General features: G+C 69.7%; 25 protein-coding genes. 13 read left to right on the top strand and 12 right to left on the bottom strand.

Features of this window, described 5'->3' with window-relative positions:
- Window positions 1-70: 70 nt before the first annotated feature.
- The 6 genes from sepX to galU all read right to left on the bottom strand — a co-directional run bounded on the left by sepX (window position 71) and on the right by galU (window position 5,229).
- A complete protein-coding gene (gene sepX / locus BMW99_RS01250) occupies window positions 71-1,132 on the bottom strand; it encodes a divisome protein SepX/GlpR (protein WP_069462749.1) in 1,062 nt (353 codons plus the stop codon).
- Window positions 1,133-1,249: 117 nt separating this feature from the next.
- Window positions 1,250-1,870 carry a GNAT family N-acetyltransferase gene (locus tag BMW99_RS01245; protein ID WP_075016062.1) on the bottom strand — a complete coding sequence of 207 codons (621 nt, stop codon included), beginning with the start codon at window positions 1,868-1,870 and terminating at the stop codon, window positions 1,250-1,252.
- Complete coding sequence (locus BMW99_RS01240) at window positions 1,867-2,424, bottom strand: MogA/MoaB family molybdenum cofactor biosynthesis protein (protein ID WP_079138280.1); 558 nt, start codon at window positions 2,422-2,424, stop codon at window positions 1,867-1,869. The genes BMW99_RS01245 and BMW99_RS01240 overlap by 4 nt, the downstream gene beginning before the upstream one ends.
- Complete coding sequence (gene moaC, locus BMW99_RS01235) at window positions 2,421-2,903, bottom strand: cyclic pyranopterin monophosphate synthase MoaC (protein ID WP_069462750.1); 483 nt, start codon at window positions 2,901-2,903, stop codon at window positions 2,421-2,423. Before moaC ends, BMW99_RS01240 begins: the two co-directional genes overlap by 4 nt.
- Window positions 2,904-3,001: 98 nt before the next feature.
- Entirely contained in the window at window positions 3,002-4,324 is a 1,323-nt protein-coding gene (gene glp, locus BMW99_RS01230; protein WP_069462751.1) for a molybdotransferase-like divisome protein Glp, read from the bottom strand.
- Window positions 4,321-5,229, bottom strand: coding sequence for a UTP--glucose-1-phosphate uridylyltransferase GalU (gene galU / locus BMW99_RS01225; RefSeq protein ID WP_069462752.1), 909 nt, complete (start codon window positions 5,227-5,229; stop codon window positions 4,321-4,323). Before galU ends, glp begins: the two co-directional genes overlap by 4 nt.
- 81 nt (window positions 5,230-5,310) lie before the next feature.
- Here galU and BMW99_RS01220 point away from each other — a divergent pair, with 81 nt between their 5' ends.
- Window positions 5,311-5,904, top strand: a complete 594-nt coding sequence (locus BMW99_RS01220; RefSeq protein ID WP_069462753.1) for a 5-formyltetrahydrofolate cyclo-ligase — start codon at window positions 5,311-5,313, stop codon at window positions 5,902-5,904.
- 68 nt (window positions 5,905-5,972) lie between these two features.
- On the opposite strand, the gene BMW99_RS01215 is transcribed toward BMW99_RS01220, so the two are convergent.
- Window positions 5,973-8,693, bottom strand: a complete 2,721-nt coding sequence (locus tag BMW99_RS01215; protein ID WP_176735438.1) for a penicillin acylase family protein — start codon at window positions 8,691-8,693, stop codon at window positions 5,973-5,975.
- Between the two features lie 182 nt (window positions 8,694-8,875).
- Between BMW99_RS01215 and BMW99_RS01210 the strand changes: the two genes are divergently transcribed.
- The 5 genes from BMW99_RS01210 (at window position 8,876) to BMW99_RS41855 (ending at window position 14,067) form a co-directional block, all read left to right on the top strand.
- Window positions 8,876-10,366 carry a potassium/proton antiporter gene (locus BMW99_RS01210; protein WP_069462755.1) on the top strand — a complete coding sequence of 497 codons (1,491 nt, stop codon included), beginning with the start codon at window positions 8,876-8,878 and terminating at the stop codon, window positions 10,364-10,366.
- A gap of 247 nt (window positions 10,367-10,613) precedes the next feature.
- Window positions 10,614-11,876, top strand: a complete 1,263-nt coding sequence (locus tag BMW99_RS01205) for an MFS transporter (RefSeq protein ID WP_079138286.1) — start codon at window positions 10,614-10,616, stop codon at window positions 11,874-11,876.
- A gap of 67 nt (window positions 11,877-11,943) precedes the next feature.
- Window positions 11,944-12,267, top strand: a complete 324-nt coding sequence (locus BMW99_RS01200) for an FmdB family zinc ribbon protein (protein WP_075016061.1) — start codon at window positions 11,944-11,946, stop codon at window positions 12,265-12,267.
- 102 nt (window positions 12,268-12,369) lie between these two features.
- A complete protein-coding gene (locus BMW99_RS01195; RefSeq protein WP_069462757.1) occupies window positions 12,370-13,230 on the top strand; it encodes an S-methyl-5'-thioadenosine phosphorylase in 861 nt (286 codons plus the stop codon).
- A gap of 552 nt (window positions 13,231-13,782) precedes the next feature.
- Window positions 13,783-14,067, top strand: a complete 285-nt coding sequence (locus BMW99_RS41855; protein WP_245791121.1) for a hypothetical protein — start codon at window positions 13,783-13,785, stop codon at window positions 14,065-14,067.
- 61 nt (window positions 14,068-14,128) lie between these two features.
- On the opposite strand, the gene BMW99_RS01185 is transcribed toward BMW99_RS41855, so the two are convergent.
- A complete protein-coding gene (locus BMW99_RS01185) occupies window positions 14,129-14,404 on the bottom strand; it encodes a hypothetical protein (RefSeq protein WP_069462758.1) in 276 nt (91 codons plus the stop codon).
- Between the two features lie 113 nt (window positions 14,405-14,517).
- Between BMW99_RS01185 and BMW99_RS01180 the strand changes: the two genes are divergently transcribed.
- From BMW99_RS01180 to BMW99_RS01170, 3 genes are all read left to right on the top strand, one after another.
- The gene (locus tag BMW99_RS01180; protein WP_069462759.1) at window positions 14,518-15,696 is read left to right on the top strand and encodes a PLP-dependent cysteine synthase family protein; all 1,179 of its coding nucleotides are present in this window, start codon (window positions 14,518-14,520) and stop codon (window positions 15,694-15,696) included.
- A gap of 38 nt (window positions 15,697-15,734) precedes the next feature.
- Entirely contained in the window at window positions 15,735-16,949 is a 1,215-nt protein-coding gene (locus tag BMW99_RS01175) for a low temperature requirement protein A (RefSeq protein WP_079138281.1), read from the top strand.
- A gap of 95 nt (window positions 16,950-17,044) precedes the next feature.
- Window positions 17,045-17,779 (top strand): VC0807 family protein, encoded by a 735-nt coding sequence (locus BMW99_RS01170; protein ID WP_069462761.1) that lies wholly within the window; start codon window positions 17,045-17,047, stop codon window positions 17,777-17,779.
- Here BMW99_RS01170 and BMW99_RS01165 read toward each other — a convergent pair.
- Both BMW99_RS01165 and BMW99_RS01160 read right to left on the bottom strand, forming a co-directional pair.
- Window positions 17,740-18,489 (bottom strand): VIT1/CCC1 transporter family protein, encoded by a 750-nt coding sequence (locus BMW99_RS01165; RefSeq protein ID WP_069462762.1) that lies wholly within the window; start codon window positions 18,487-18,489, stop codon window positions 17,740-17,742. The two genes, BMW99_RS01170 and BMW99_RS01165, sit on opposite strands and share 40 nt — an antisense overlap.
- Window positions 18,490-18,601: 112 nt before the next feature.
- Window positions 18,602-19,597: a sigma-70 family RNA polymerase sigma factor gene (locus BMW99_RS01160; RefSeq protein ID WP_069462763.1), complete on the bottom strand. Its 996-nt coding sequence runs from the start codon at window positions 19,595-19,597 to the stop codon at window positions 18,602-18,604.
- Window positions 19,598-19,793: 196 nt separating this feature from the next.
- Here BMW99_RS01160 and BMW99_RS01155 point away from each other — a divergent pair, with 196 nt between their 5' ends.
- From BMW99_RS01155 to BMW99_RS01145, 3 genes are all read left to right on the top strand, one after another.
- On the top strand, window positions 19,794-20,318 hold the full coding sequence (locus BMW99_RS01155) for a GNAT family N-acetyltransferase (protein WP_069462764.1): 525 nt from the start codon (window positions 19,794-19,796) through the stop codon (window positions 20,316-20,318).
- A 146-nt stretch (window positions 20,319-20,464) separates the two neighbouring features.
- Complete coding sequence (locus BMW99_RS01150) at window positions 20,465-21,247, top strand: dioxygenase family protein (protein ID WP_069462765.1); 783 nt, start codon at window positions 20,465-20,467, stop codon at window positions 21,245-21,247.
- Window positions 21,248-21,266: 19 nt separating this feature from the next.
- A complete protein-coding gene (locus tag BMW99_RS01145) occupies window positions 21,267-21,878 on the top strand; it encodes a hypothetical protein (protein WP_079138284.1) in 612 nt (203 codons plus the stop codon).
- A 195-nt stretch (window positions 21,879-22,073) separates the two neighbouring features.
- Here BMW99_RS01145 and BMW99_RS01140 read toward each other — a convergent pair whose 3' ends face one another.
- Complete coding sequence (locus tag BMW99_RS01140) at window positions 22,074-23,582, bottom strand: MFS transporter (RefSeq protein WP_069462766.1); 1,509 nt, start codon at window positions 23,580-23,582, stop codon at window positions 22,074-22,076.
- Between the two features lie 255 nt (window positions 23,583-23,837).
- On the bottom strand, window positions 23,838-24,491 hold the full coding sequence (locus tag BMW99_RS01135; protein WP_069462767.1) for a TetR/AcrR family transcriptional regulator: 654 nt from the start codon (window positions 24,489-24,491) through the stop codon (window positions 23,838-23,840).
- 275 nt (window positions 24,492-24,766) lie between these two features.
- Here BMW99_RS01135 and BMW99_RS01130 point away from each other — a divergent pair, with 275 nt between their 5' ends.
- Window positions 24,767-25,243, top strand: coding sequence for a MarR family winged helix-turn-helix transcriptional regulator (locus BMW99_RS01130; RefSeq protein ID WP_245791120.1), 477 nt, complete (start codon window positions 24,767-24,769; stop codon window positions 25,241-25,243).

Genomic DNA, 25,243 nt, shown 5'->3' with positions numbered 1-25,243 from the left:
ACTCTAGCACCCCGGTGGGGGTGGTCGTGAACGCCATATCGGCTGGTCCACCCGCGCCCCGGCGCCACCGTCACTCGTTGGCGGCGCGGGGACGGTCCGGGTCGGCGTACTGGTCGAAGAGCGGGGTGCGGCTGCCGCGCGCGCGACGGACCGGCGCCTGCTGTTCCCGCGGCTCACGGGTCGCCTCGCGCCCCTCGCCGCCGGAGGCGTGGTGGTCGCGTGACGGTGCGGGCTCACCCGGCGTCGTGCCGGAACGCGCCGAGCTCCACGTGTCGGGCGCACCCAGGTCGATGCCGCCCGGAGTGCGGGGAGCGACGGGCGCCGTCACATAGGTGGGCAGCGGCACCGGAACCGGGTCCCAGCCGTCGTCCGCGGTCTGCTCGGCGCGCTGCTGGTCCACCCACTCTGCGTGGTCGGTCTGCTCGACCAGCGCCCGCCGGTCCGCGGTCCGCGGCGAGGCCGCCGGAGACGCCGGCTGGGACGCCTGGGCACGCGCCGGCGGCCCGGCGGGCTCCTGTGTGACGGGCCGCTCCTCGCGGGCGTGCGGCGCCGGCGCCTGGGCGCGGGCCCGCATCCTGCGGGCGGCCTCGGCGGCCTGGTGCTGGTCCAGGCGCACCTCGTAGCGGCGGCGCTCCTGGCGGCGCATCTGGCCGATGTACACGGTCAGCAGCCCGGCAGGGATGGCGGGCACCCACAGGAGCGTGAGGCCGCCGACGGCCGCCGCGATCGCACCCACGGTGAAGGCGAGGAACAGCAGCGTGGTCGTGCGGCGCCGGGCCGCGAGCACCCGGGCGCGGGGATCGACGGGCCGGGGCTGCACCTGGCGTCCCGCGACGGGACGCTTGACCTCGGTCGCGGGCACGGCAAGGGCGCGGACGTCCACCGCACCGCCCAGGTCGGTGTCCTCCGCGTCGTCCTCGTGCACGTCGGTACCCGGTTCGACGTTCTCAGCTCGCGCCTTGGCCACGCGACGCTCCATGGCCGCCCGCCCGGACAGGAGCCGGATGGCGGTGCTGAAGCGTTCGGTCGGCCGCGCTTCGTTGAGCTCGTCCTGCCTACGGAGCCACATCGGCACCAGATAGGCAGCCCAGGCCCCGACAATGACTGCGTAGATGAGGCCGCTACTGCTCACGGGCTACACGGTAGGGGTGATCGAGACACGCCATACGCAATTTGGCCCGGTGTGTCGCACGATCTGGCTGATAGGCCGAGATTTTTTTGCGATTGACTTCTATTTCGAACAATCGTTTTATTTACGTGCGGTTCCGGGCCTTGCCTGCCTCCAGCGGTGGAGGAGGCCGTCCGGCACTTCCTCCGCGGTCAGGGCATACACGAGATGGTCGCGCCAGCCGCCGTCGATATGGAGATAGCGCGGCCGCAGGCCCTCCTCGCGGAAGCCGAGTTTTTCGGCCACACGCCGGCTCGGCCCGTTCTCCGGGCGAATGCAGACCTCGATCCGGTGAAGGCCGACGCGCCGGAAGCAGTGGTCGACGGCCAGCGCCACCGACGTCGGCATCACCCCGCGCCCGGCCACCGCCTCGTCCACCCAGTAGCCGATGTGCGCCGAGCACATCGAGCCCCAGGTGATTCCCGCGACGGTGAGTTGACCGGCGAGCCGGCCCTGGTACTCGATGACGAAGGGCAGCATGCGCCCCGCGTGGGCCTCGCTGCGCAGATGGCGCACCATCTGGCGGTACGTCGGCCGCTGCGCGACATGGCCGGGCGGCGCGGGCGGCACGGTCGCCTCCCACGGCCGCAGCCAGTCGCGGTTGCGGCGGTTGACCTCGCGCCAGGCGCGTTGGTCGCGCATCCGGATCGGGCGGAGGGTGACGTCACCGTCCACCAGTTCGGCCGGCCAGGACCCGTTCAGCTCGGTCTCCCAGGAGCGGAATCCGGATGATCATTCAGATGGTCATCCGCGTGGACATTCGGGTGATCGCCGCCGTGGATCTGATCGACGGCATGTACGACAAGCGGAGCGAGCACGGCCAGGCCGTCCTTCACCCCGCCGGTGGAACCGGGGAGGTTCACCACAAGGGTGCGTCCGCTGACCCCCGCCACGCCACGGGAGAGCACCGCCGTGGCGACTTTCGCGCGGCCGGCGGCGCGGATCGCCTCCGCGATGCCCGGCACCTCGTAGTCGAGGACCGCACGGGTGACCTCAGGTGTGCGGTCGGTCGGCGAGATCCCCGTGCCGCCCGTGGTGACCACCAGGTCGTATCCGGAGGCGACCGCCTCGCGCAGTACCTCACCCACCGGCTCGCCGTCCGGCACGACGCGAGGGCCGTCGACGTCGAAGCCGAGACCCGTCAGGGTGTCGACGATTAGCGGCCCGCCACGGTCCTCGTACACTCCCGCGGCGGCCCGGTTGGACGCGGTGACCGCCAGCGCCCGCAGCGAGCGGTGCGACGCAGGGGCGGTCACGGCCGGCGCCAGTCGCCGGACTTGCCACCGGACTTCTCCTCGACCCTGACGTCGGTGATGACCGCCGCCTTGTCAACGGCCTTCACCATGTCGACGACGGTCAGGGCCGCGACGCTCACCGCGGTGAGCGCCTCCATCTCGACGCCGGTGCGGCCCGTCGTCTTCACCGTCGCGCTGATCTCCACCGCGTCGTCGGCGACGGCCAGGTCGACGGTGACACCGGAGACGTCCAGCGGGTGGCACAACGGGATGAGCTCCGGCGTCCGCTTGGCGCCGAGGATGCCGGCGATCCGTGCGGTGGCCAGGGCGTCGCCCTTGGGAAGACCGTCACCTCGGAGGAGTTCGACGACGCGGGGCGCGACGAGAACGCGGCCGCTGGCGCGGGCCGTGCGCGCGGTGACGTCCTTGCCCGAGACGTCGACCATGCGGGCCGCTCCGGCCTCGTCGATATGGGTGAGGTGGTGCTGGCCGCTGCTCATCGTTCTCCCGTGACGGTCTCTTGGGCAGACACCGTACCGGCACGGAGTCGCCGTCGGGCCGGGGGCCCATACCGTCCCGTGTTTGCGTCCGCTCGGCACTAGTCCAGCAGGACGACGTCGACTTCCCCACCGGCGGAGACGGACGTGGCGGCTTCGGGTACGACAATCAGGCAGTCGGCGTGGGCCATGGCTTTGACCAGGTGGGATCCGGCGCCACCCACAGGAGTGACCGTCGCGGTCCTACGGTCGTATCGTCCACGCAGAAACTGCCGCCGTCCTTCGGGTGATCTGTCGATCTCCGCCACGCACACGGCGCGTACGACTTCCCGATGAACCGACGGTGCCCCCATCAGCGTGCGGATCGCCGGTCGTACGAACAGCTCGAACGACACGTAGGCGCTGACCGGGTTCCCCGGCAGTGCGAGCAGCGGCGTCCGGTCGGGGCCGATGCGGCCGAAGCCCTGCGGCTTGCCCGGCTGCATCGCGAGTTTGCGGAACTCCACATGGCCGAGCGTCCCGTCACCCTCGCCGCCGAAGGAGTCGCCGATCGACGACAGCGCCTCCTTCACCACGTCGTAGGCGCCGACGCTGACGCCGCCGCTCGTGACGATGATGTCGGCGCGGATGAGCTGGTCCTCGATGGTGGCGCGCAGCGTCTCGACCTCGTCGGTGACCGCGCCGACCCGGTACGCGATGGCACCCGCGGCGCGCGCGGCGGCCGTGAGCGCGAAGCTGTTGGAGTCGTGGATGCGACCGGGGCCCAGCGGTTCGCCGGGCTGGACCAGTTCGCTTCCCGTCGACAGCACCACCACCCGCGGCCGGGGCCGGACGGTGACCGTCCCCCGCCCGATCGCCGCGAGCAGTCCGATCTGCGGCGCGCCGAGCACGGTGCCCGCGGGCAGCGCCAGTTCCCCGGCGGCGACGTCGCTTCCGCGGTCGCGAACGAACTGCCCGCTGTGTGCGGGCCGGTGCACGCGCACCTCACCGCCGGCACCCGTCGGATCCACGCTGTGCGCGGACATGGCGGTGGCGGGTCCGCCGCCCGTGCCGCCGTCGGTCCACTCGACGGGTACGACGGCTTCGGCCCCCGGTGGCATCGCGGCACCGGTCATGATGCGGGCGGCCTGCCCGGGGCCCACGGTGGGGAGGTCACCAGTTCCCGCGGCGACGTCGCCGATCACGTCGAGCACCGCGGGGTGTTCGGCGGTGGCGGCCTGGACGTCGGCGACGCGCACCGCGTACCCGTCCATGGAGCTGTTCGCGAAGGGTGGCAGCGCCACCGGCACCGTCACGTCCTCGACCAGTACGCACCCCTGGGCGTCCAGCAGTTGCAGCTCGATCGGGTCGAGTGGCTTGAGCTGGGCCAGGATGCTTTCCAGATGTTCGGAGACGGACCACACGCGGTCGGCGCCGTGACTCACTCGGGCAACTCCTCATTGACGTACGAACGCAGCCAGGTCCGGAAATCGGGACCCAGGTCCTCACGTTCGCATGCCAGTCGGACAATCGCACGCAGGTAGTCGCCTCGGTCGCCGGTGTCGTAGCGGCGGCCGGTGAAGACCACGCCGTGCACGGGGCCGCCGATTTCGGTGTGCTGGGCGAGTTCGCGCAGGGCGTCGGTCAGCTGGATCTCGCCGCCCCGGCCCGGCCCGGTCTTCTTCAGCACCTCGAACACCGACGGGTCGAGCACGTAGCGGCCGATGATGGCGTACGTCGACGGCGCCTGGCTCGCCTCGGGCTTCTCCACCAGGTCCGTGACCTGCACGACGTCGTCGTCACCTGTGGGAACTATGGCCGCGGAACCATAGAGGTGGATCTGCTCCGGTTCGACCTTCATCAGTGCCACCACGCTGCCGCCGTGCCGCTCCTGGATCTCGATCATCCGGGACAGCAGGGGGTCGCGCGGGTCGATGAGGTCGTCGCCGAGCAGGACCGCGAACGGCTGGTCGCTGACGTGCGGCTCGGCACACAGCACGGCGTGGCCGAGGCCCTTGGGGTCGCCCTGGCGGACGTAGTGCATCGTGGCGAGGTCGCTGGACTCGCGGACGCGCGCCAGACGGGAGGCGTCACCCTTGCGAGTGAGCGCCTCCTCCAACTCGTAGTTGCGGTCGAAGTGGTCCTCGAGGGGACGCTTGTTGCGACCTGTGATCATCAGCACATCGGACAGTCCGGCCGAGACGGCCTCTTCCACGACGTACTGGATCGCCGGTTTGTCCACCACCGGCAGCATCTCCTTGGGCGTCGCCTTCGTGGCGGGCAGGAACCGGGTTCCGAGGCCCGCTGCGGGGATGACAGCCTTGCTGATCCGGGGCCGTGAGTGCGTCATGGCAGGCACTGTAGCGACCCTGTATATGCGGAAGATGAATATTCGATGGATGCTGGCTAATAGGTGACGGTTGTGGATGGTATGCGTGACCCGCGAGCACTCAAGGCGGCACTGCGGTCGGAACTCCTCAGAGTCAGGCGCGGGCTGTCCGCCGACGCGCGTGACCTGGCCGGGACCGCACTGGAAAGCAGAGTACGGGACCTGCCGGAACTGGCAAGAGCGCATACGGTCGCGGCCTACGTGTCGATGGGATCGGAACCCGGCACCCATGGGCTGATCGAGTCCCTGCGGGTCGCCGGCCGGCGTGTCCTGCTGCCGGTCCTGCTGCCCGACAACGACCTGGACTGGGCGCGGTACGACGGGCCCGACGCGCTGCGGCGTACCGAACGCGGGCTGCTGGAGCCGACCGGTGACCGTCTGGGACCGCAGGCCGTCACCGAAGCGGAGGCCCTGCTGCTGCCGGGACTCGCGGTGGACAGAAGTGGTGTGCGGCTGGGTCGCGGCGGCGGATCGTACGACCGCGTCCTCGCGCGCCTGGAGGCCGCCGGGAAGAGTCCCGCTCTCGTCGTCCTTCTCTACGCGAACGAAGTGGTGGAGTCCGTCCCCCGCGAGGCACACGATCATCTCGTGGATGCGGTGATCACACCGGTCGGCGTCCATCACTTCGCACGGTGAGACGAAAGCCGATGGCCGGATCGGCGAACGATCCGGCCATCGGCCTTGTCGACCAGCTGATCAGCTGATCACGGGGTCAGCGCCATCTTCGCCTTGGAGGCCTGGTCGACACGGCTGTCCGAGAAGTACCAGGGCAGCAGCTTCCCGTCGGCCCACAGGCTGGTCTGGTCGGTGTAGTGGTCGTTGTAGGCGTGGCCTGACGCACCGGTGAGATTGATCCAGCGGGACTTGTCGAAGTCCTGCAGGTTGACGATCATCCGCATCGACGGCACCCAGACGACGTCGTACCCGCCCGCCGCGTTCCAGCCGGTGGCGTCGACCGCCGCCTCGCCGCCGCTGAGCTGCCACGGGCCGCGGTTGAGCATCCACTTGATGACACCCGGGCCCTTGGTTCCCAGCGTCTGGTTCTTGAGGTCCAGCTTGTGCAGGCGACCCCAGCTCCAGGTGTTGATGTCCTTGCCGAGCTTGGCGGTCAGCTCGTAGCGGGCGTCCTTCATGGCCTGCTCGAGCAGCTGGTCGCGGGTGCTGTGGTGGGCCTTGTTGGTGTCCACGCCGAAGAAGGCGGTGGTCGACATCGTCCACCACGGGTTGTTCGGCTGGTTCCAGATGTCACGCACGACCTCGAACCACCGGTCGCCGCCGTCGGGCTGCGCCTGGTCGGCGGCACGGTCGCCGCACTCCTCTATGGTCTTGGGCGCACCGTCGAGGTTGTCGACCGGTCCCGTCTGCCCGGCCGGCGGCACCCGCAGGCACTGCCCCTCGGGACGCAGTTCCTTGGGCAGCTTGTTGCCGAACGCGAGCTTGAGGACGTTGCGCCACACCGCGTTGAAGTAGGCGGCCGCCGCCGAGTCGGAATCCTGGTTGTAGTCCCATCCGACGAGCAGCTGCTGTGCTTCGCGGACGTAGTCGCCCTTGTCGTTGCTGATGCTGATCTTCGTCAGTGCCGGGACGAGGAGCTTGGCGATGTCGCTGCTGGAGTCGTTCTGCATGGACTGCATGTCGTCCATGGAGATCTTCCCGCCGTCCTTGATCTTCGACGCGATCAGGGAGTTGATCCGCTGACTCCGGGTGCCGTATCCCCAGTCGCTGGTCAGCAGGTAGGGGTACTTGCTCTGGTCGACGACGGCCTGGTTCGCCGTGACGATGTATCCGCGCGGCGGGTTGTACTCGTACGGCATGGACTTGAACGGGATGTACTGGCCCGTCCATGCGTATTGGCGCTCCCAGCCGGGCTGCGGCCATGCACCGGTGTCACCGGCGGGGCGGATCGGGACCTGGCCGGGGGCCTGGTAGCCGATGTTGCCCTTGGTGTCGGCGTAGATGAGGTTCTGCGACGGGACCGCGAAGTCGGATGCGGCGCTGCGGAACTGGGTGAAGTCGGTCGCCCGGTCCAGTTCGAAGACGGCGTCCATCGTCTTCGAGGGGGCGAGCGCGGTCCACTTCAGGGCGACCGCGAAGCCGCTGTTGACGCCGCCCGGGGGGTCGGTGACGGGTGCGACGTCCCCGACGGTCCTGAGTTCGTCGTCGCGGTCGGAGATCAGCGGCATTCCGTCACTGGTCTGCCGGACGGTGATCGTACGATCCTTCCCGCCGGCCACCTTGATGGTCTCCTTGCGGGTGACGAACGGGATCTGCTTACCGTCGTACAAGTACGTGTTGGCGGTGACCTTCTCCAGGTACAGGTCGGTGACGTCGGCACCGAGGTTCGTCATTCCCCAGGCGATCGCCTGGTTGTGCCCGATGACCACACCGGGCATCCCGGAGAAGGTGTAGCCGGCGACGTCGTACGGGCACGCGGAGCTCACCGTGCGGCAGTGCAGCCCCATCTGGTACCAGAGCGAGGGAAGCTGCGGCGCGAGGTGCGGATCGTTGGCCAGCAGCGGTTTGCCGGTCGTCGTGTAGGCGCCGGAGACGACCCAGGAGTTGGAGCCGATGCCGCTGCCGCTCGGACCGAGGAGCGCGGGCATCTGGTCGATGATCTTCGAGATGCCGGCGAGCTGGCTGCTGACGGTGGAGTTGAGCGCGATCGGCCCCTTCGAGCCCGCCTGCTCGTATTCGCCGGTGACCGCGTTGACCGAACCCGCGTCGACAATCGGTGCATTACGGTCGTATGGGTATTCCGGGTACAGCTGCTTGATCTGCGCCTGACTCAGCCTGCTGGTCATGAGCGAGCGATCTATCTCGTCCTGCATGTTGCCGCGCAGGTCCCACGCCATCGCCTTGAGCCAGGCGACCGAGTCGACGGGCGTCCAGGGCTCCGGCTTGTAGTTGTTGCTGAACGACAGGGCCGCGTACTCGACGGACAGCGCGGAACCGCTGTGGTCGTCGAGGTACGCGTTGACGCCCGCGGTGTAGGCCTGCAGGTACGCCTTCGTCTTCGCGTCGAGCTGGTGGTCGTACTCCTGCTGCGCGATGCCATGCCAGTTCAGGGTCCGCAGGAACGCGTCGGTCTCGACCTGCCCCTTGCCGAACATCTCCGACAGCCGGCCCGAGGTGAGGTGGCGGCGTACGTCCATCTCGTAGAAACGGTCCTGGGCCTGGACGTAGCCCTGGGCCATGAACAGGTCGTCGGGGTTGTCGGCGTAGATCTGCGGGATGCCGTTGCCGTCGCGCTTGACGTCGACGGGCGCGGCGAGCCCCTTGAGCTTGAGCGATCCACTGGTCTGCGGGAAGGAGGCACGGACGGTGCTCACGCTCCAGTACGACCCGTAGCCGATGCCCGCGACCAGCAGCAGCGCGAACGCGATCAGGATGAGGCGTACGCGGCGAGGTTTCTTCCGTGCGGGCATCGCTGTCCTTCGCGGGGGCAGGGCGGAACGGTGAACTCATGCTCGTGTGGTGCAAGGGCAACCATAGGCGCACGGCCCCTGAGCACAGGACACGGAGTCCGGATGACCCATCCGGTGGGCGGGGCTTCGTCAAGGGCAGGTAAAATGTTAGGTAAGGCAACGAAGTTGAAAGGACCAGGCCCCTGACTGTCCACCACCTGAACGAGATTCTGCTGATCGGCACCGCCGTGCTGCTGGTTGCCGTCGTCGCCGTGCGGCTCGCGTCACGCAGCGGCCTGCCCACCCTTCTGATCTATCTCGGCATCGGTGTGGTCATCGGGCAGGACGGCCTCTTCGGCTTCACCTTCGACAACGTCCAACTCACCCAGGTCCTCGGCTACGCGGCACTCGTCGTGATCCTCGCCGAGGGCGGACTCGGGACAAAGTGGGACGAAATCAAGCCAGTCGTACCGGCGGCTGCCGTGCTTGCGACGTTGGGCCTCCTGGTGAGCGTGTTCATCACCGCCGGCGCCGCTCACTATCTGGTGGGCCTCGACTGGCGGCAGGCACTGATCATCGGTGCCGTGGTCTCGTCGACCGACGCCGCAGCGGTGTTCTCCGTCCTGAGGAACGTCCCGCTGCCCAAGCGCGTGACCGGGGTGCTGGAGGCCGAGTCGGGGTTCAACGACGCCCCGGTGGTGATCCTGGTGGTCGCCTTCTCGACCGCGGGCCCGGTCGACCAGTGGTACCAGCTGATCGGCGAGATCGCCCTGGAACTGGCCATCGGCGCCGCGGTGGGCCTGGCCGTCGGCTGGATCGGCGCGTACGGGCTGAAGCACGTCGCACTACCCGCCTCCGGCCTCTACCCGATCGCCGTCATGGCGATCGCCGTGGCCGCGTACGCCGTCGGTGCCACGGGACACGGCTCCGGCTTCCTCGCCGTCTACGTGGCCTCTCTGATCCTCGGCAATGCCAAGCTGCCCCACCGGCCGGCCACACGGGGCTTCGCCGAAGGGCTCGGTTGGATCGCCCAGATCGGCCTCTTCGTCCTGCTGGGGTTGCTCGTCACGCCTCACGAGCTGGGCGACGACATCGTTCCCGCGATCATCATCGGACTTTTCCTGACCCTGGTGGCACGGCCGGCCTCGGTCGTCGCCTCACTGCTGCCGTTCCGCGTCCCGTGGCGTGAGGAGGCCCTCATGTCCTGGGCGGGACTGCGGGGCGCCGTGCCCATCGTTCTGGCGACGATTCCGATGGTGTCGGGCGTGACCGACAGTCGGAAGATCTTCAATATCGTCTTCGTACTTGTGATCGTCTACACGCTCCTGCAGGGGCCGACCCTCCCATGGGTGGCGAAGCGACTGCACCTGACCGAAGGCAACGGGTCGGACGCCGCGGACCTCGGCATCGAGTCGGCGCCCCTCGAGCGGCTGCGCGGCCACCTGCTGTCCGTGGCCATTCCCGAGGCCTCCCGTATGCACGGCGTGGAGGTCGGAGAACTGCGCCTGCCGTCCGGGGCGGCGGTCACCCTCGTCGTACGCGAGGGGACGAGCTTCGTGCCGTCGCCGACCACCGTGCTGCGACGCGGCGACGAGCTGCTCGTCGTCGCGACCGACCCCGTACGCGACGCCGCGGAGAACCGTCTGCGGGCGGTCGGCCGGGGCGGCAAGCTGGCGGGCTGGCTCGGCGACTAGCGCCGGCCGGCAGCCGAGTGCCCCAGGTCACAAGCCACGACCGCGAAGCGGGATACGTATGATGGACCGGTATTTGTCGAGTACAACCTCTGCTTGACGCAGGGCCGGCGCGGGACTCCGCGCTGAGCGGACGGTCCTCGGCGCGGTGACCCTGGCTCTGACCGGCTCCCGCGCTACCAGGCAGCAGAAAGACCAGGCTGTGGCATCCAAGGTGCCCACCTCTTCACCCCTGCCCGAAATGCCCACCATGAGCGAGCCGCGGAAGCCGGGTTACCGGCAACTGCTGGCCACCTCCGGTGCGTGGACGTTCCTGCTGCCCGGATTCGCGGCACGACAGCCCTTCGCGATGCTCACGATCAGCCTCGTACTGCTCGTGAAGCACACCACTGGCTCGTACGCGACCGCGGGTGCCGCGGCGGCTGTCACCGGCGTCGCCATGGCGCTGTGCGCGCCCCGCGCCGGAAGGCTCGTCGACCGCTTCGGGCAGCGACCCGTGCTTCTGCCGGGCATCGCGCTGCATGCCACCGCCGTCTGCGGCCTGATCGCGCTCGCACTCGCGCACGCTCCCGTGTGGGCTCTGCTCGCCGCCGCCGTTCCCGCCGGCGCGACGGTCCCGCAGATCGGCCCTATGGTGCGCTCGCGCTGGGCAGCCGCGCTGGACCACTCCCCCGCACTTCTGGGGACGGCTGCGGCCTTCGAATCGGTGACGGACGAGTTCACCTTCGTGATCGGCCCCGTCCTCGCCACAGCCCTGTGCACAGGCGTGCACCCCGCCGCGGGCCTCGCCGCCGAAGCAGCCCTGACGGTCGTCGGCGGCTCGCTCTTCGCGGCACAGCGCAAGTCCGCGCCCAAGGTGCAGCACGCTCCCGCAGGAGCGGGTGCGAGGCAGGCTTCCGCCCTCTCGGCGCCGGGGGTGCGCGCTCTCGCGGTGGCCTTCCTCGGCATCGGATCGGTCTTCGGCGGCATGCAGGTGTCCATGGCGGCGTTCAGCCAGGAGATCGGCGACCCCGGCATCAACGGGGTTCTGTACGGGATCTTCGCTGCCGGCAACATGCTGGCAGGCGTGGTCTACGGCGCGATCACATGGCGCCGCGGGCCGCGGACCCGCCTGCTCGCCGCCTACGGGGGCCTGGCCGTGGCCTGCGCTCCGCTGTGGCTCATGCACACCGCACCGTTGCTGGGCGGGCTCGGCATGGTCGTGGGTCTGTGCATCGCACCCCCGCTGATCACCGGCTACACCCTGGTCGAGTCGCTGGTCCCGGCCGGCGCACGCACCGAGGCCTTCACGTGGATGACGGGATCGGTCGCCCTGGGGCAGGCGGCCGCCGTCACCATCGCGGGGCTGCTGACGGATCGCGCCGGGTCGCATGCGGGCTTCGTCGTGCCGCTCGCCGGCACCGCCATCGCGCTCGTGGTGCTGCTGGGGCTGCGCGGACGCCTGGTGTCGCGGCCGCGCGGGGTGGTGGCCGGAGGTGTGATCGGTCACCGTCCGCCGGTCGCGGTGGACTGACAGCGGGAAATACTGCACTATTGAGCGTCGTTAGCACTCAACGAACGCGAGTGCCAGGAGGAGCCAAGTGCCGACGTACCAGTACCAGTGCACCGAGTGCGGCGAAGCCCTTGAGGCGGTGCAGAAGTTCAGCGATGACGCGCTGACCGAGTGCCCCAACTGCGGCGGACGCCTGCGCAAGGTCTTCTCGGCAGTGGGCGTGGTCTTCAAGGGCTCCGGCTTCTACCGGACCGACAGCCGCGGCTCGTCGACCAGCAGCAGTCCGGCCGCCAAGTCCGAGAGCAAGAGTTCGGACTCCGGCAGCAGCAGCTCTGCGAGCAAGACCTCGGGGTCGACGTCGACCTCGTCTTCTTCTTCCTCGTCGTCGTCGAGCAGCACGTCGGCAGCCTGAGCGCGCAGGTCAGCCCGCAGGCGACCGTAGATCTTACGAACCCCCGCCGTTTCACACGGCGGGGGTTCAGTGCGTCCCGAAGCGCCTACTAGGGTGACGGTCATGGCGCAGAACAGCAGCAGCGGTGGGCGGACACGGGCCGATATCGGTGTCATCGGCGGGTCGGGGTTCTACTCGTTCCTCAAGGGCGTGACGGAGGTCACGGTCGAGACGCCCTACGGATCACCGAGCGACTCACTGTTCCTGGGCGACGTCGGCGGACGGCGCGTGGCGTTCCTTCCGCGGCATGGGCGCGAGCACCATCTTCCGCCGCACAAGATCAACTATCGGGCGAACCTCTGGGCGCTGGCGTCGGTGGGAGCCCGCCAGGTGCTGGGCCCGTGCGCCGTCGGCGGCCTTCGCGCCCAGTACGGCCCCGGGACGCTGCTCGTGCCCGACCAGCTCGTGGACCGTACGAAGTCCCGGGCGCAGTCGTACTTCGACGGTGAGGAACGCGCCGACGGTCAGGTCCCGAACGTCGTGCACGTGACGTTCGCCGACCCCTACTGTCCCGTGGGACGGAAGGCAGCCGTGGGCACGGCCCGCCAGGCCGGCTGGGACGCGGTGGACGGCGGCACGCTCGTCGTGGTCGAGGGACCGCGGTTCTCCACCCGCGCGGAATCGCTGTGGCACGCGGCGCAGGGCTGGTCCGTCGTCGGCATGACCGGGCATCCGGAGGCCGTTCTGGCCCGTGAGCTGGGGCTCTGCTACACGTCGATGACGCTCGTGACGGACCTGGACGCGGGCGCCGACACCGGCGAGGGCGTGTCGCACGAGGAGGTCCTCGAGGTCTTCGCTTCCAACGTGGGCAGGCTGCGGGACGTGCTGTTCGACGTGATCGGCGCGCTGCCGGACACCGCGGACCGCGACTGCCTGTGCACCAACCCCCTCGGCGGGCAGGAGCCCGGCATCACTCTGCCGTAGGCGGGGTGCCCTCTGGACGGGTTCAACCGGGAAGCGGGCAGGTCGGCCACGGCTGCCCGAGCACGGAGGTCACTCCTGCGGGTGGCGAGGTTTTCCACAGGTCGTGGAGTTGTCCACAGGTCCTCGGAGCGCTGTCCGTGAAGTACGCGAAGGTGGGTGCGTCGGCCGGGTCACGGTCGGCGTTCCTCTCGCCAGGCGGTGCTTGCCATGCCTTCTTCCGCACACTTCCCGCCCCTGCTCCCCAGTCTCTCGGCTCAGCCCGAGGGGTCCGCTGACCTGAGCTGCCTTCCGACGCTCACCGCGCCGGCGCCCTACACGCCACCGCGGTGGGAAGTCCCCGACTTCCCACCGATCCGGCCCGGCGGGCGCGGTGGCAGACGCCTGCTGCGCAGGGCCGTGCGACGTCGGCGAGGCCCCCTCGCAGTCGCGCTCGCCCTGGCCGCTGCCGCCCTGCTGGTCTCGGGAGCGAACAGCGCGACGCCTCGGCCCGTCGCCGCGGCTCCACCTGGCCGGGCTGCCCCTCCACCTCCCCGGCCACAACGTGCGGTCGTCGTGCGGGCCCCGGTCCGGATCGCTGATGCGGGCGCCGTGCGGCTGCTGCGCCCCGGAAGCTGCGTGGACGTACTCGCGGCTTTCCGCGTGGTGGCCTCGGGAGCCAGGGTCGTCGACGTTCCCGCGGACCCGGACCCGGACCTGGCCTCAGCCCTGACGGCCGGGCGCGACGGCGTGGGGAGCGGGACCGGGGGTGCGCTGGTCGTCCTCAGCGTGCCACGCGGGGTCGCCGCCGCGATCTCCGGTGCGGCCGCGTCGTCCCCCCTGGCGGTGACACTGTGCTGAACGAACTCTCCCAGGCGGCAAAGACCGCTTGGACGCATCTGAAGCAGGCAGCCGATCGCGTTCAGAGGTGGTGGGGCGGTTTCTCGTTGAGGAACCTGGTGAAGTCGTCGTCCGACGAGTCGGAGGTCGTGCCTCCCCAGCCGCGGTCCGTGTCGTCCGAGGACGGGCGGTCGAACGGGTCGTCGAAGACGAGTCCCGAGCCGCCGTGTCCGGAGCCCGCAGCGCCTGAGGAGGCTGCTCCCGGTCGGCCCGCCGGAGCCGAACCCGCTGCAGCGTCCTCCGAGACCTCCGCTGCTGCGGTGTCGGGCGTGGGGGCGGGGTCGTCGGCGGTGCTCATGTCCCCAGCCTACGGCGGTCCGGCGGAGCGCCGAACGTCCGGCCTCTCCAAGGAGCTGTACGGAGATACCCCAAGTGTCCGTTTGAGCCGCTCGGACGGATATACCTGGCCCCATGGAAACCCCGAAGCCGATGCAGCCCCCCGTTCCGGCGTCCGCGGCCGCGGAGGTGCTGGACATCGACCGAAGCGACCTCCGGTACCGCCGCTGGTTGAGCGAGGCTGTGGCGAAGGTCCATGCCGACGCCAACCGGTCCGCCGATACCCATTTGCTGTCAGTTCCGCTCCCGGCGGACTGGGGCGTCGACCTCTATCTGAAGGACGAGTCGACGCACCCGACAGGCTCGCTGAAGCACCGGCTCGCCCGCTCACTGTTCCTCTACGCCCTGTGCAACGGGTGGATCCGGCCCGGCCGTCCGGTGATCGAGGCGTCCAGCGGGTCTACGGCCGTTTCGGAGGCGTACTTCGCCCGGCTGATCGGTGTCCCCTTTGTGGCCGTGATGGCGCGTGGGACGGTACGGGCCAAGGTGGAGCTGATCGAGTTCCAGGGGGGCACGTGCCACCTGGTGGACGACGCGTGCGAGGTGTACGGGACGGCGGCGCGTCTCGCCCGGGAGACGGGCGGCCACTACATGGACCAGTTCACGTACGCGGAGCGGGCGACGGACTGGCGGGGCAACAACAACATCGCCGAGTCGATCTTCCGTCAGATGGCGGAGGAGCGGCACCCCGTCCCGGCCTGGATCGTGGCGACGGCGGGTACGGGCGGCACTTCGGCGACGCTGGCCCGCTACGTCCGCTACGCGCAGGCGACGACGGGGATCTGCGTGGCCGACCCGGAGAATTCGGCGTTCTTCCCGGGCTGGCGGGACGGCGACGCGTCTGCGACGACGGAAACGGCGTCGCGGATCGAGGGAATCGGCCGGCAGCGGGTGGAGCCGAGCTTCGTTCCCGGCGCGATCGACCGGATGATGCGAGTGCCGGACGCTGCGTCGATCGCCGCCATCCGCGTCCTGGAGCGCCTCCTGGGGCGCCGGGCGGGAGCGTCCACCGGGACCGGTCTGTGGGCGGCCTTCCGGATCATCTCCGAGATGCGTGAGCGCGGGGAGCACGGCAGCGTGGTGGGGCTGCTGTGCGACCCGGGCGAACGCTATGTGGAGAAGTACTACTCCGACGGTTGGCTGGCGTCGCAGGGCATCGCCATCGGGCCTTACGTGAAGCGACTGGAGGAATTCCTGCAGAGCGGTGTACTGGAAGGTCCGGGCGCCGACAGGTCGGCGCCGGAAGCGGGTTGAGGTTGGCGGCGGGCGCCTGCTGGCCCAAGGTGTCCTGCATGAGCGATTCCACCGTCCCGCCCGCTCCTCAGGGACCTGCTGCCCGCACCGGCGACGCCCTGCGGCGGATGACCGCCCGCAGCCGCGACGAAGAGCACCGCGCCTCCACGCCGCTGGAGTTGTTCTTCGACCTCTGTTTCGTCGTCGCCGTGGCGCAGGCGGGTGGCCGTCTGGTGCACGCGATCGCCGATGGCCACCCGGGGCACGGCGTGTCCGGCTACCTGACGTTGTTCTTCGCCATCTGGTGGGCGTGGATGAACTTCTCCTGGTTCGCCTCCGCTTATGACACGGACGACGTGCCGTACCGGGTGACCACGCTGGTACAGATCGTTGGCGTGCTGCTGCTCGCGGCGGGTGTGCCGCGGGCGTTCGACGACGGTGACTTCCGGCTGGTGGCCATCGGCTACGCCGTGATGCGCCTGGCGTTGGTGACGCAGTGGCTTCGTGCCGCGCAGGCGGCACGTGGAGAGGACGAGGCCGGGGCTCGCACGACGGCCGTCCGGTACGCGATCGGTGTGACGCTCTGCCAGGTCGGCTGGCTGGCTCTGCTGCTGCCCTACGGCGCTCCGCCGGCATGGGCGTTCCTGGTGATGGCCGCCGCCGAGCTGGCCGTGCCACCGCTGGCAGAACGGACCGAGCCCACCTCGTGGCACCCGCACCACATCGCCGAGCGGTACGGGCTGTTCACGATCATCGTCCTGGGAGAGTCCGTATCAGCGGCAACCGTCGCTGTGCAGTCGGCGGTCGACGAACACAGCGCTCTGGGTGATCTGCTGCCGATCGCGGCGGGCGGTCTGCTGATCGTCTTCTCGGCGTGGTGGATCTACTTCGCCGTACCCATCCACGACTATCTGGCGTCCAACCGTGAGGCGTTCCTCTGGGGGTACGGGCACTACGCGGTGTTCACCTCGGCCGCGGCGATCGGCGCAGGACTGGAGATCGCCGTCGAGCAGGCCGTCGGTTCGGCCCATGTCTCGACGCGGGCGGCCACGTGGTCGGTGACGGTGCCGGCCGCGGCATTCCTGTTCACCGTGTGGCTGCTCCACTCGCGGCACAGCAAGCACGGCATGGCGCAGCAACTCACCCTGCCCGTGGCTGCGTTGGGCGTTCTGGCGTGTACGTGGACCGGGACGCACGGTGTGCTGTGGGCCGGGTTCGTGTGTGCCGGGGCCGTGGTGGTTGGCGTGTCCCTGCAGACACGCGAGTACGTGTGACCGTACGATCGCGCGGGCGAGCGGGGGCGCCGCGCCAGGACCTGCGCCAGGAGTCTCGTTCGCCACGGGGATCTACGGGGAAGCGAGACGACGTCATGACCGATGCCCGCACGGCGGACACGGCTGCTGATTCAGGCAGGGGCGACGGCCGGGGGAAGGCGCTGTTGCTCATATGGGGGCCGACCGTGCTGTTCAGCATGGTGCTGCCCTGGGTCACCTACAACCAACTCTCAGCCCGCGGGGTGCCCGAGGTCCCGGCGTTGCTGATCATCTCGGCGTGGCCCGCTTTGGAGATCGGCCTCTACTTCGCGCTGCACCGGCGGGTGGACGAGTTCGGAATGCTGATCCTGTTGACACTGCTCCTTGGTGCGGCCGGCGCGCTCGCCTACAACAGCAGCAAGATGATCTTCCTGAAGGACTCCGCGCTCACGGGCCTGGTGGGGCTGGCGTTCCTGGTCAGCCTGGCACTGAGGCGCCCGTTGATCTTCTACTTCGGCCGGAGGTTCGCGACCGACGGCACCGAGGCGGGTGTCGCTCGCTGGAACGGGATGTGGGACGCCTATCCGGGATTCCGGGCCGTGCAGCGACGGCTGACGGTGATCTGGGGCGTGGCCTTCCTCGCCGAGGCGACCGTCAAGGCCGTGCTGGTCTACCACCTGTCGACGGGGACGATGGTGAGCTTCTCCAGCGTGATGCCCCTGGCGGTGACCGCGCTGCTCGTGGCCTACACCGTCCGCACCGGTAAGAAGGGCGAGGCCCGCCGGGCGGCCGCGGAGGCGGCCGCAGGGGTTCAGACTCCAGCCGCGCCGAGCAACACCCCTACCGCGTAGGTCACCGCCATCGCGATGGCGCCGCCGACGGCGTTGCGTACGATCGCGGGCCGGACGGGCGCGCTGCCGAGCCGCGCGCTGATCCAGCCGCAGCAGACGAGGGCGATGAGCACCGACACCACGGTGACCGCCAGCCGCCATCCCTGAGGCGGCAGCACGATCGCCAGGAGCGGGAGCAGCGCGCCGACGGTGAAGGAGACGAAGCTGGCCCAGGCGGCGTGCCAGGGGTTGGCGAGTTCGTCGGGGTTGATGCCGAGTTCCACGCGGGCATGGGCGCCGAGGGCGTCGCGTTCGGTGAGCTGTTCGGCGACTTCGCGGGCGAGGTGGTGGCTGATGCCGCGGTCCTCGAGGAGGCCGGTGAGCTCGTCGAGTTCCGCCTGCGGGGTGGCGTCGAGTTCGGCGCGTTCGAGGGCGAGGGCGGCCTGCTCGGAGTCGCGCTGCGTGCTGACCGAGACGTACTCGCCCGCCGCCATCGACAGCGAGCCGGCGAGCAGCCCGGCGAGGCCGGCGGTCAGCAGGGCGGAGCGCGAGTCGGTCGCGCCGGCGACGCCGACGACCAGTCCGGCCGTGGAGACCACGCCGTCGTTGGCTCCGAGGACCGCGGCCCGCAGCCAGTTCAGGCGGGTGCCGAGCCCGTTGTGGTGGGGTTCCCGCGGGTGAGAACCGCGGGGCGCTCCCGCGTCGGCGCCGGGCGCGGAGTCGTCGTTCATGGGAAGCAGCGTCTCACCTGCGGCCTCGGTGGTGTCGTCCGGACAGGCCGAACCCCGGCGCGGGGGGGGATGCACCGGGGTCCGGGTCTATGGGGGCCTGGTCGGCCGCGGGTCAGGCGGCTTCGTAGTCCAGGCCGGTGGCGCGCGCCATGCGCTTGAGGTCGGCGAGGGCGTGCTTCTCGATCTGACGGATCCGTTCGCGGGTGAGGCCATGTTCCTTGCCGACCTCGGTGAGCGTCCGCTCGCGGCCGTCCACGATCCCGTAGCGGGCGCGGATGATGGACGCGGTGCGGTCGTCGAGGCGGTCGATGAGCCCGTCGAGTTCCTCGCGTCGCAGCATGACGAGCACGGAGTCCTCCGGGGAGGGGGCCGCGCCGTCCTCGACGAGGTCGCCGAACTCGGTCTCGCCCTCGGCGTCGACGGACATGTTCAGGGACACCGGGTCGCGGGCCCAGTCCAGGACGTCGGCGACGCGCTCCGGGGTGGAGCTGAGCTCGGCGGCGATCTCCGCGGGCTCGGCGTCGCGGCCGTTCTCCCGGTTGAACTCGCGCTGCACGCGCCGGATGCGGCCGAGTTCCTCCACGAGGTGCACGGGCAGCCGGATCGTGCGCGACTGGTCGGCGATGGACCGCGTGATGGCCTGCCGGATCCACCACGTCGCGTACGTGGAGAACTTGAAGCCCTTCGCATAGTCGAACTTTTCGACGGCGCGGACGAGGCCGGCGTTGCCCTCCTGGATCAGGTCCAGGAGCGGCAGTCCGCTGCGCGGGTAGCGCCGGGCTACGGCGACGACGAGGCGCAGGTTGGAACGGATGAAGACGTCCTTGGCGCGCTCGCCTGCCGCGACGAGGGCTTCCAGCTCCTCGCGGTTGGCGTCGGTGCCCGCGTTGGCGGGAAGGTCGGTGTCCGCGGTGAGGATCCGCTCGGCGTACACGCCCGCTTCGATGTCGCGGGACAGCTCGACCTCCCTGGCGGCGTCGAGCAGCGGTGTACGCGCGATCTCGTCCAGGTACATGCCGACGAGGTCGCGGTCCGCGACTTCCCCGCCTGCGGCGCGAACGCTACTGGTCCCGCCTGCGTTACGACGGGCGACGGCACGGGTTGCCATGCGAGCTCCCTTACGAAAGGTGCGTGCGGTCTGGGTGGTGTCGGGGTGGCTGGTCGGCCTTCCGCCGTGTTGTGGCTCTTGCCTTCCGGCTGCCCCATCCGATCGAGATAACGACTGGAAACCGGACACAATTCCCAAGTCGTCACCTGTTTTTTATGATCATGCAGTACCCTGTGCCACCACACAGAGAGGGCAATTGGTGTCAGATCGTAGAGAAGTGCAGGTCAGCCCGGGCAGGGATGATGACCTCGCCGCTCTGACGGAGCTCTACAACCACTACATCCGTGAGACGGCCATCACATTCGATGTCACTCCCCTCACGCCCGACGAGCGCCGGCCGTGGCTGCTCTCCCACCCGGAAGACGGCCCGCACCGCCTTCTGGTTGCTCGGGAGCCGGGTCCACCGGGGACGATCCTGGGATACGCGACCAGCAGCCCCTTCCGCCCGAAGGCCGCATACGCCACTTCCGTGGAGACGACCGTCTACCTGGCGCCCGGCGCGGGCGGCCGCGGCATCGGCACACTGCTTTACCAGCAGCTTTTCGAAGCTCTGGAGAGTGAGGACGTGCACCGCGCGTACGCGGGAGTCACTCTTCCGAACGAGGCGTCGGTGCGTCTCCACCGCAGGCTCGGGTTCGAGCAGATCGCCGTCTACGGCGAGGTGGGGCGGAAGTTCGGCGCCTATCACGACGTGGCGTGGTTCGAGAAGCGCCTGCCCTGAGCGCACAGCACACACCACGCACCGCAGCCCAGTCCCAGTCCCCAGCCCCCAGCGCCGCACTGCTCTGCTCTGAGACACTCTTTGAACTTTCAAGCAAAGCGGTCTATCGTCAACACTACGCTTGAAACTTCAAGGAGGCCCCTGCGATGACCACAGCGACTCCGGAGCGGATGCCGGCGCTCTATCTCTCGCACGGCGCCCCGCCGCTCGCCGACGACCCCGTGTGGCCCGGGGAGCTGGCCGCCTGGGCGGCGGGGCTGCCGCGCCCCAAGGCCGTGCTGATGGTCTCGGCGCACTGGGAGGAGGCCCCGCTCGCCATAGGCGCGACAACCACGGTCCCGCTGGTCTACGACTTCTGGGGCTTTCCCGAGCACTACTACCAGGTGACGTACGCCGCGCCCGGCGCCCCCGAGCTCGCGCGATCCGTGCGCAAGCTGCTGGGCGGCGCGGGCCACGCCGTACAGGACGTGCCCGACCGCGGCCTGGACCACGGCGCGTATGTGCCGCTGGTGGAGATGTACCCGGACGCCGACATCCCCGTGCTGCAGGTGTCCATGCCCACGCTGGAGCCCGAGGAGTTGTTCCGCATCGGCCGGCGGCTGGCGCCGCTGCGCGACGAGGGCGTGCTCATCGTCGGCAGCGGATTCTTCACCCACAACCTGGCCGCGCTGCGGCATGCCGGGGGTGTCCCGAGTTGGTCCGCGGAGTTCGACGACTGGGGTCACCGGGCGCTGGACGCGCAGGACGTCGACGCGCTGCTGGACTTCGAGCACACCTCGCCCGCGGGCCGGCTGGCGCATCCGCGGACCGAGCACTTCGCCCCGCTGTTCGTTACGCTCGGCGCTGCCGAGGCGGATCTCGGCAGCCAGCGCAGCATCATCGACGGTTTCTGGATGGGCCTCGCCAAGCGCTCGATCCAGCTCGGCTGAACAGGAAGACACCCACCTCATGCAGAAGCGACGCATCGCGATCGGCGTGGCCGTCCTGGCCGGAGCCGTGACCCTGGCCGCGTGCGGCTCGGACGCCAAGAAGGCGAGTGCCACCGACACGGCGTCCGCCGCGGCAGACAGCAAGCCCGCCGCGTCCTCGGTCGCGTGGCCCGCGCCCGCCGACGCCACGGCGCAGGCGAAGGCGGCGGGGCTGCCCATGCTCGGGCAGGAGGGGCAGGTGCTGCACATCCACAGCCACCTGGACGTCTTCGTGGACGGCAAGCAGGTCACCGTCCCCGCCGACATCGGCATCGACCTGAACAAGCAGCAGATCAGCCCGCTGCACACGCACGACACGTCCGGCGTGGTGCACATCGAGTCGCCGGTGAAGACCGACTTCACCCTCGGCGAGTTCATGACCGAGTGGAGCGTGCCGATCTCCAAGGACGCCCTCGGCCCGCTGAAGACGGGCGGCGGCAAGGAGCTGCACGTCTTCGTCAACGGCAAGGAGCAGACCGGTGATCCGGCCGCGCTGAAGCTCGCGGCACACGCCGAGATCGCGGTCGTCTACGGCTCGCCCGCCACCAAGGTGCAGGTCCCCGCGTCCTACAACTGGCCGCAGGGCCTGTAGGGCCGCCCCGAGGGACAGGACGCCGGCAGTCCGGCGCGCCAGGTACGACGAAACGGCAGGTCCCCGTCCCTCCGGATGACCGGAGCGGCGGGGACCTGCCGTTCTCACACGCTCACGTGCTCACGTGCTCACGCGGTGGCGGGCTCTCGCGGCGCCACCGCGTCAGGACCTGTCCTGTCCTGTCACTCGTGCGTGTCAGTGCGCGATGACGGGCACCGCGACGTCCTCGACGGAGTCGTCGCCCTCGGTGCGCTCGGGGTTGTTCTGCACCCCGGCGTTGACGAGGACGAAGGCCAGCACGGCCGACAGGAGCAGGATGCCCGTCGCCCAGTAGATGGCGACGGAGTAGCCGTGCACGGCGGCCTCGTTGATGAACAGCTGCTTCTTGAGGTCGGCCGGGCTGGTCAGGTGGCTGCCGATCCACGAGGTGGTGGCGCTGGCGGCCAGGGTGTTGAGCAGCGCGGTACCGATGGAACCGCCGACCTGCTGCGAGGTGTTGACCATGGCGGACGCGACACCCGCGTCCTCCGGGCGCACTCCGTGCGTCGCCATGCTCATGGCCGGCATGAACGCCGTACCCATGCCGAGGCCCATCAGGACCAGGCCGGGCAGCAGGACGGCGGCGTAGCTGGAGTCCACCTTGATCTGGGCCAGGATGGCCATGCCGATCGCGGCGACCAGGAAGCCCGGCGCCATCAGGTAGCGCGGACGGACACGCAGCATCAGCCGGGCACCGATCTGGGTGGAGCCCACGATCATGCCCGCGACCATCGGCAGGAACGCGAACCCGGAGGTCAGCGCCTTGTAGCCCATGACGATCTGCAGGTAGTACGTCAGGAAGAGGAACAGGCCGAACATACCGATGACGGCCAGGCCCAGCGACAGGTAGACGCCGCCGCGGTTGCGCTCGGTCACCACACGCAGCGGCAGCAGCGGGGCCTTGACCCGGCTCTCGACCACGACGAAGGCGAGGAGCAGGACGGCGGCGGCGACGAACAGGCCGATCGTCAGGCCGGCGCCCCAGCCGTCGGACGCCGCACGGGTGAAGCCGTAGACCAGCGAGACCAGGCCGGCGCTGGCGAGGATCACGCCGGGGACGTCCAGGCGGTTGCGGTTGCGGCCCTGGGCCGGCTCACGGATGTACAGGCCCGCACCGATGATGGCGACGACGGCGAAGGCGATGTTGACGAAGAGAGCCCAGCGCCAGTTCAGGTATTCGGTGAGGACACCGCCGAGGATCAGGCCGACGGCGGCACCGGCACCGGCGATGGCGCCGTAGATACCGAAGGCCTTGGCGCGCTCCTTGGCGTCGGTGAACATCACCGCGAGCAGCGACAGGGCGGCCGGCGCCAGCAGTGCGCCGAAGACACCCTGCAGGGCGCGGGCACCGAGCAGCATGGACGTGTTCACCGCCGCGCCGCCGATGGCGGAGGCCGCGGCGAAGCCGAACAGGCCGACGATGAAGGTGTTCTTGCGTCCCCACAGGTCCGCCACGCGGCCGCCGAAGAGCAGCAGGCCACCGAAGGCCAGGGTGTAGGCCGTGACGACCCACTGGCGGTTCGCGTCAGAGATGCCGAGGTCGGCCTGGGCGGACGGCAGTGCGATGTTCACCACGGTCGCGTCGAGGACCACCATCAGCTGGGCGATCGCGATGAATATCAGCGCGGTCCACCGCTTGGGATCGGGCTTGAGCGTTTCAGGCATGACTGGTCTCACTAAAGGGATGCGGAGTGACAGGACGTGGGGACGTGTGTCAGCGAGTTCGTCCGGCCGTGGATCCGGAACCTGGATCCGTTGCCGGCGTCCGGGAGGACGAGCGGTCTTCTCTGACGTCGGTGGCTTCTCGGGTCGGGATCGGCCTGCGGACCGGTCCTTGTGCGGAGACCCGATCCGGTGACGCCGACGGCTCGGCGTTGACGAAGTCGTCAACGCTACAGCCCGACGGGGATGGCGTGCGAACTAGTTTCTGCCGGCTTTCAGATCCTCCAGAGTCGCGGCGGTCCCCACGAGCACCGATCGCGCAGGCGCGCGGAGCCCGTCAAGGAAGAGCTGCAGGTGCCGGTGGACGAAGCGGTCGAAACCCGCGCACCCGGTGCCCGGCAGCGGCCGGGTCAGCTGGGTGATGGCGACCATCAGGTCGCCGACGGCGATGTCGGGACGCAGCAGCCCGTTGCGCTGGGCGCGGTCCAGGATCGCGTTGATCGCGCGTTCCATACGCTCCGCCTGTCCGGCCACGTCGGGGTCCTCGCGGTCGAAGGCCTCCGAGAGCATGGGGCACAGGGCGCCTATTCGCTCCTCGGCCGCCTCGAACACGAAGCGGTAGAGGGCGGCGAAGGCGTCGGGTTCCTCGGTGAGGGCGTCCTCCGCGCGTTTCGCGGTGCGAGCCATCACCGAGAGCGCCACCTGGCGGACGAGTTCGCCGCGGTCGCTGAAGTGGCGGTAGAGGGTGGCATTGCCGACGCCGGCCCTGCGGGCGACCTCGTCGAGCGGGACGTCGGGCCCGAACTCGACGAGCGCCTCGGTGGCCGCGGCGACGATGCGGTCGCGGTTACGGGAGGCGTCGGCGCGCAGGCGCGCCGTGCGCGGCTTGGCCACGGCGTCCAGGTCGGTCATCACGGCGCGCTCCCCTCGGTTGGTCGGTCGTCCGGTGCGGCTCCCCGTGTGAGAGCCGCGCAGGGTGATACAGGGTGATACAGACTGTTGAAACAGAAACGGACAACGACTCCCCGTTTCGCACTCGTATGGCTAAACGGGGAGTCGGTCCCCGGATATTTCCCGCTCATCATGTGAGCCGCATCACATTTGCGCCACATCTGCGTCGGATCGTCACATGATCGCCGGGGCGTCAGTTTATTGAAGCTTCAAGAAGTAGCTCTATCATGAACAGCATGCGATGGCTGACAGAAGACGAGCAGGCGGCATGGCGAGCGTTCCTGCAGGCCACCACGCTTCTGGAGGACCACCTCGACCGCCAGCTCCAGCGCGACGCGGGCATGCCGCACATGTACTACGCACTGCTCAGCACGCTGTCGGAGACGCCCGGCCGCAGCATGCGGATGACCGAGCTCGCCGAGCGGACGAAGATCACCCGGTCGCGGCTGTCCCACGCGGTCAGCCGTCTGGAGGGCAACGGCTGGCTGCGCCGCGAGAGCTGCCCGTCCGACCGGCGCGGGCAGGTGGTGGTCCTGACCGACGCCGGATACGACGAGGTGGTGCGCACCGCACCCGGTCACGTCGACGCCGTGCGCGCCGCGATCTTCGACCGTCTCACCGATGATCAGACCGCCCAGCTCGCCGAGATCTCCCGGATCATCGCGGACGGCCTGCACGGCCCCGACGGCGCCGACGTCCCCTGGCTGCGCTGA

It is taken from the genome of Actinacidiphila rubida (assembly GCF_900110255.1).
Taxonomy (GTDB): Bacteria; Actinomycetota; Actinomycetes; order Streptomycetales; family Streptomycetaceae; genus Actinacidiphila; species Actinacidiphila rubida.
The sequence above is the reverse complement of the archived record's forward strand: the minus strand, read 5'-3'. Positions and strand labels throughout refer to the sequence as shown.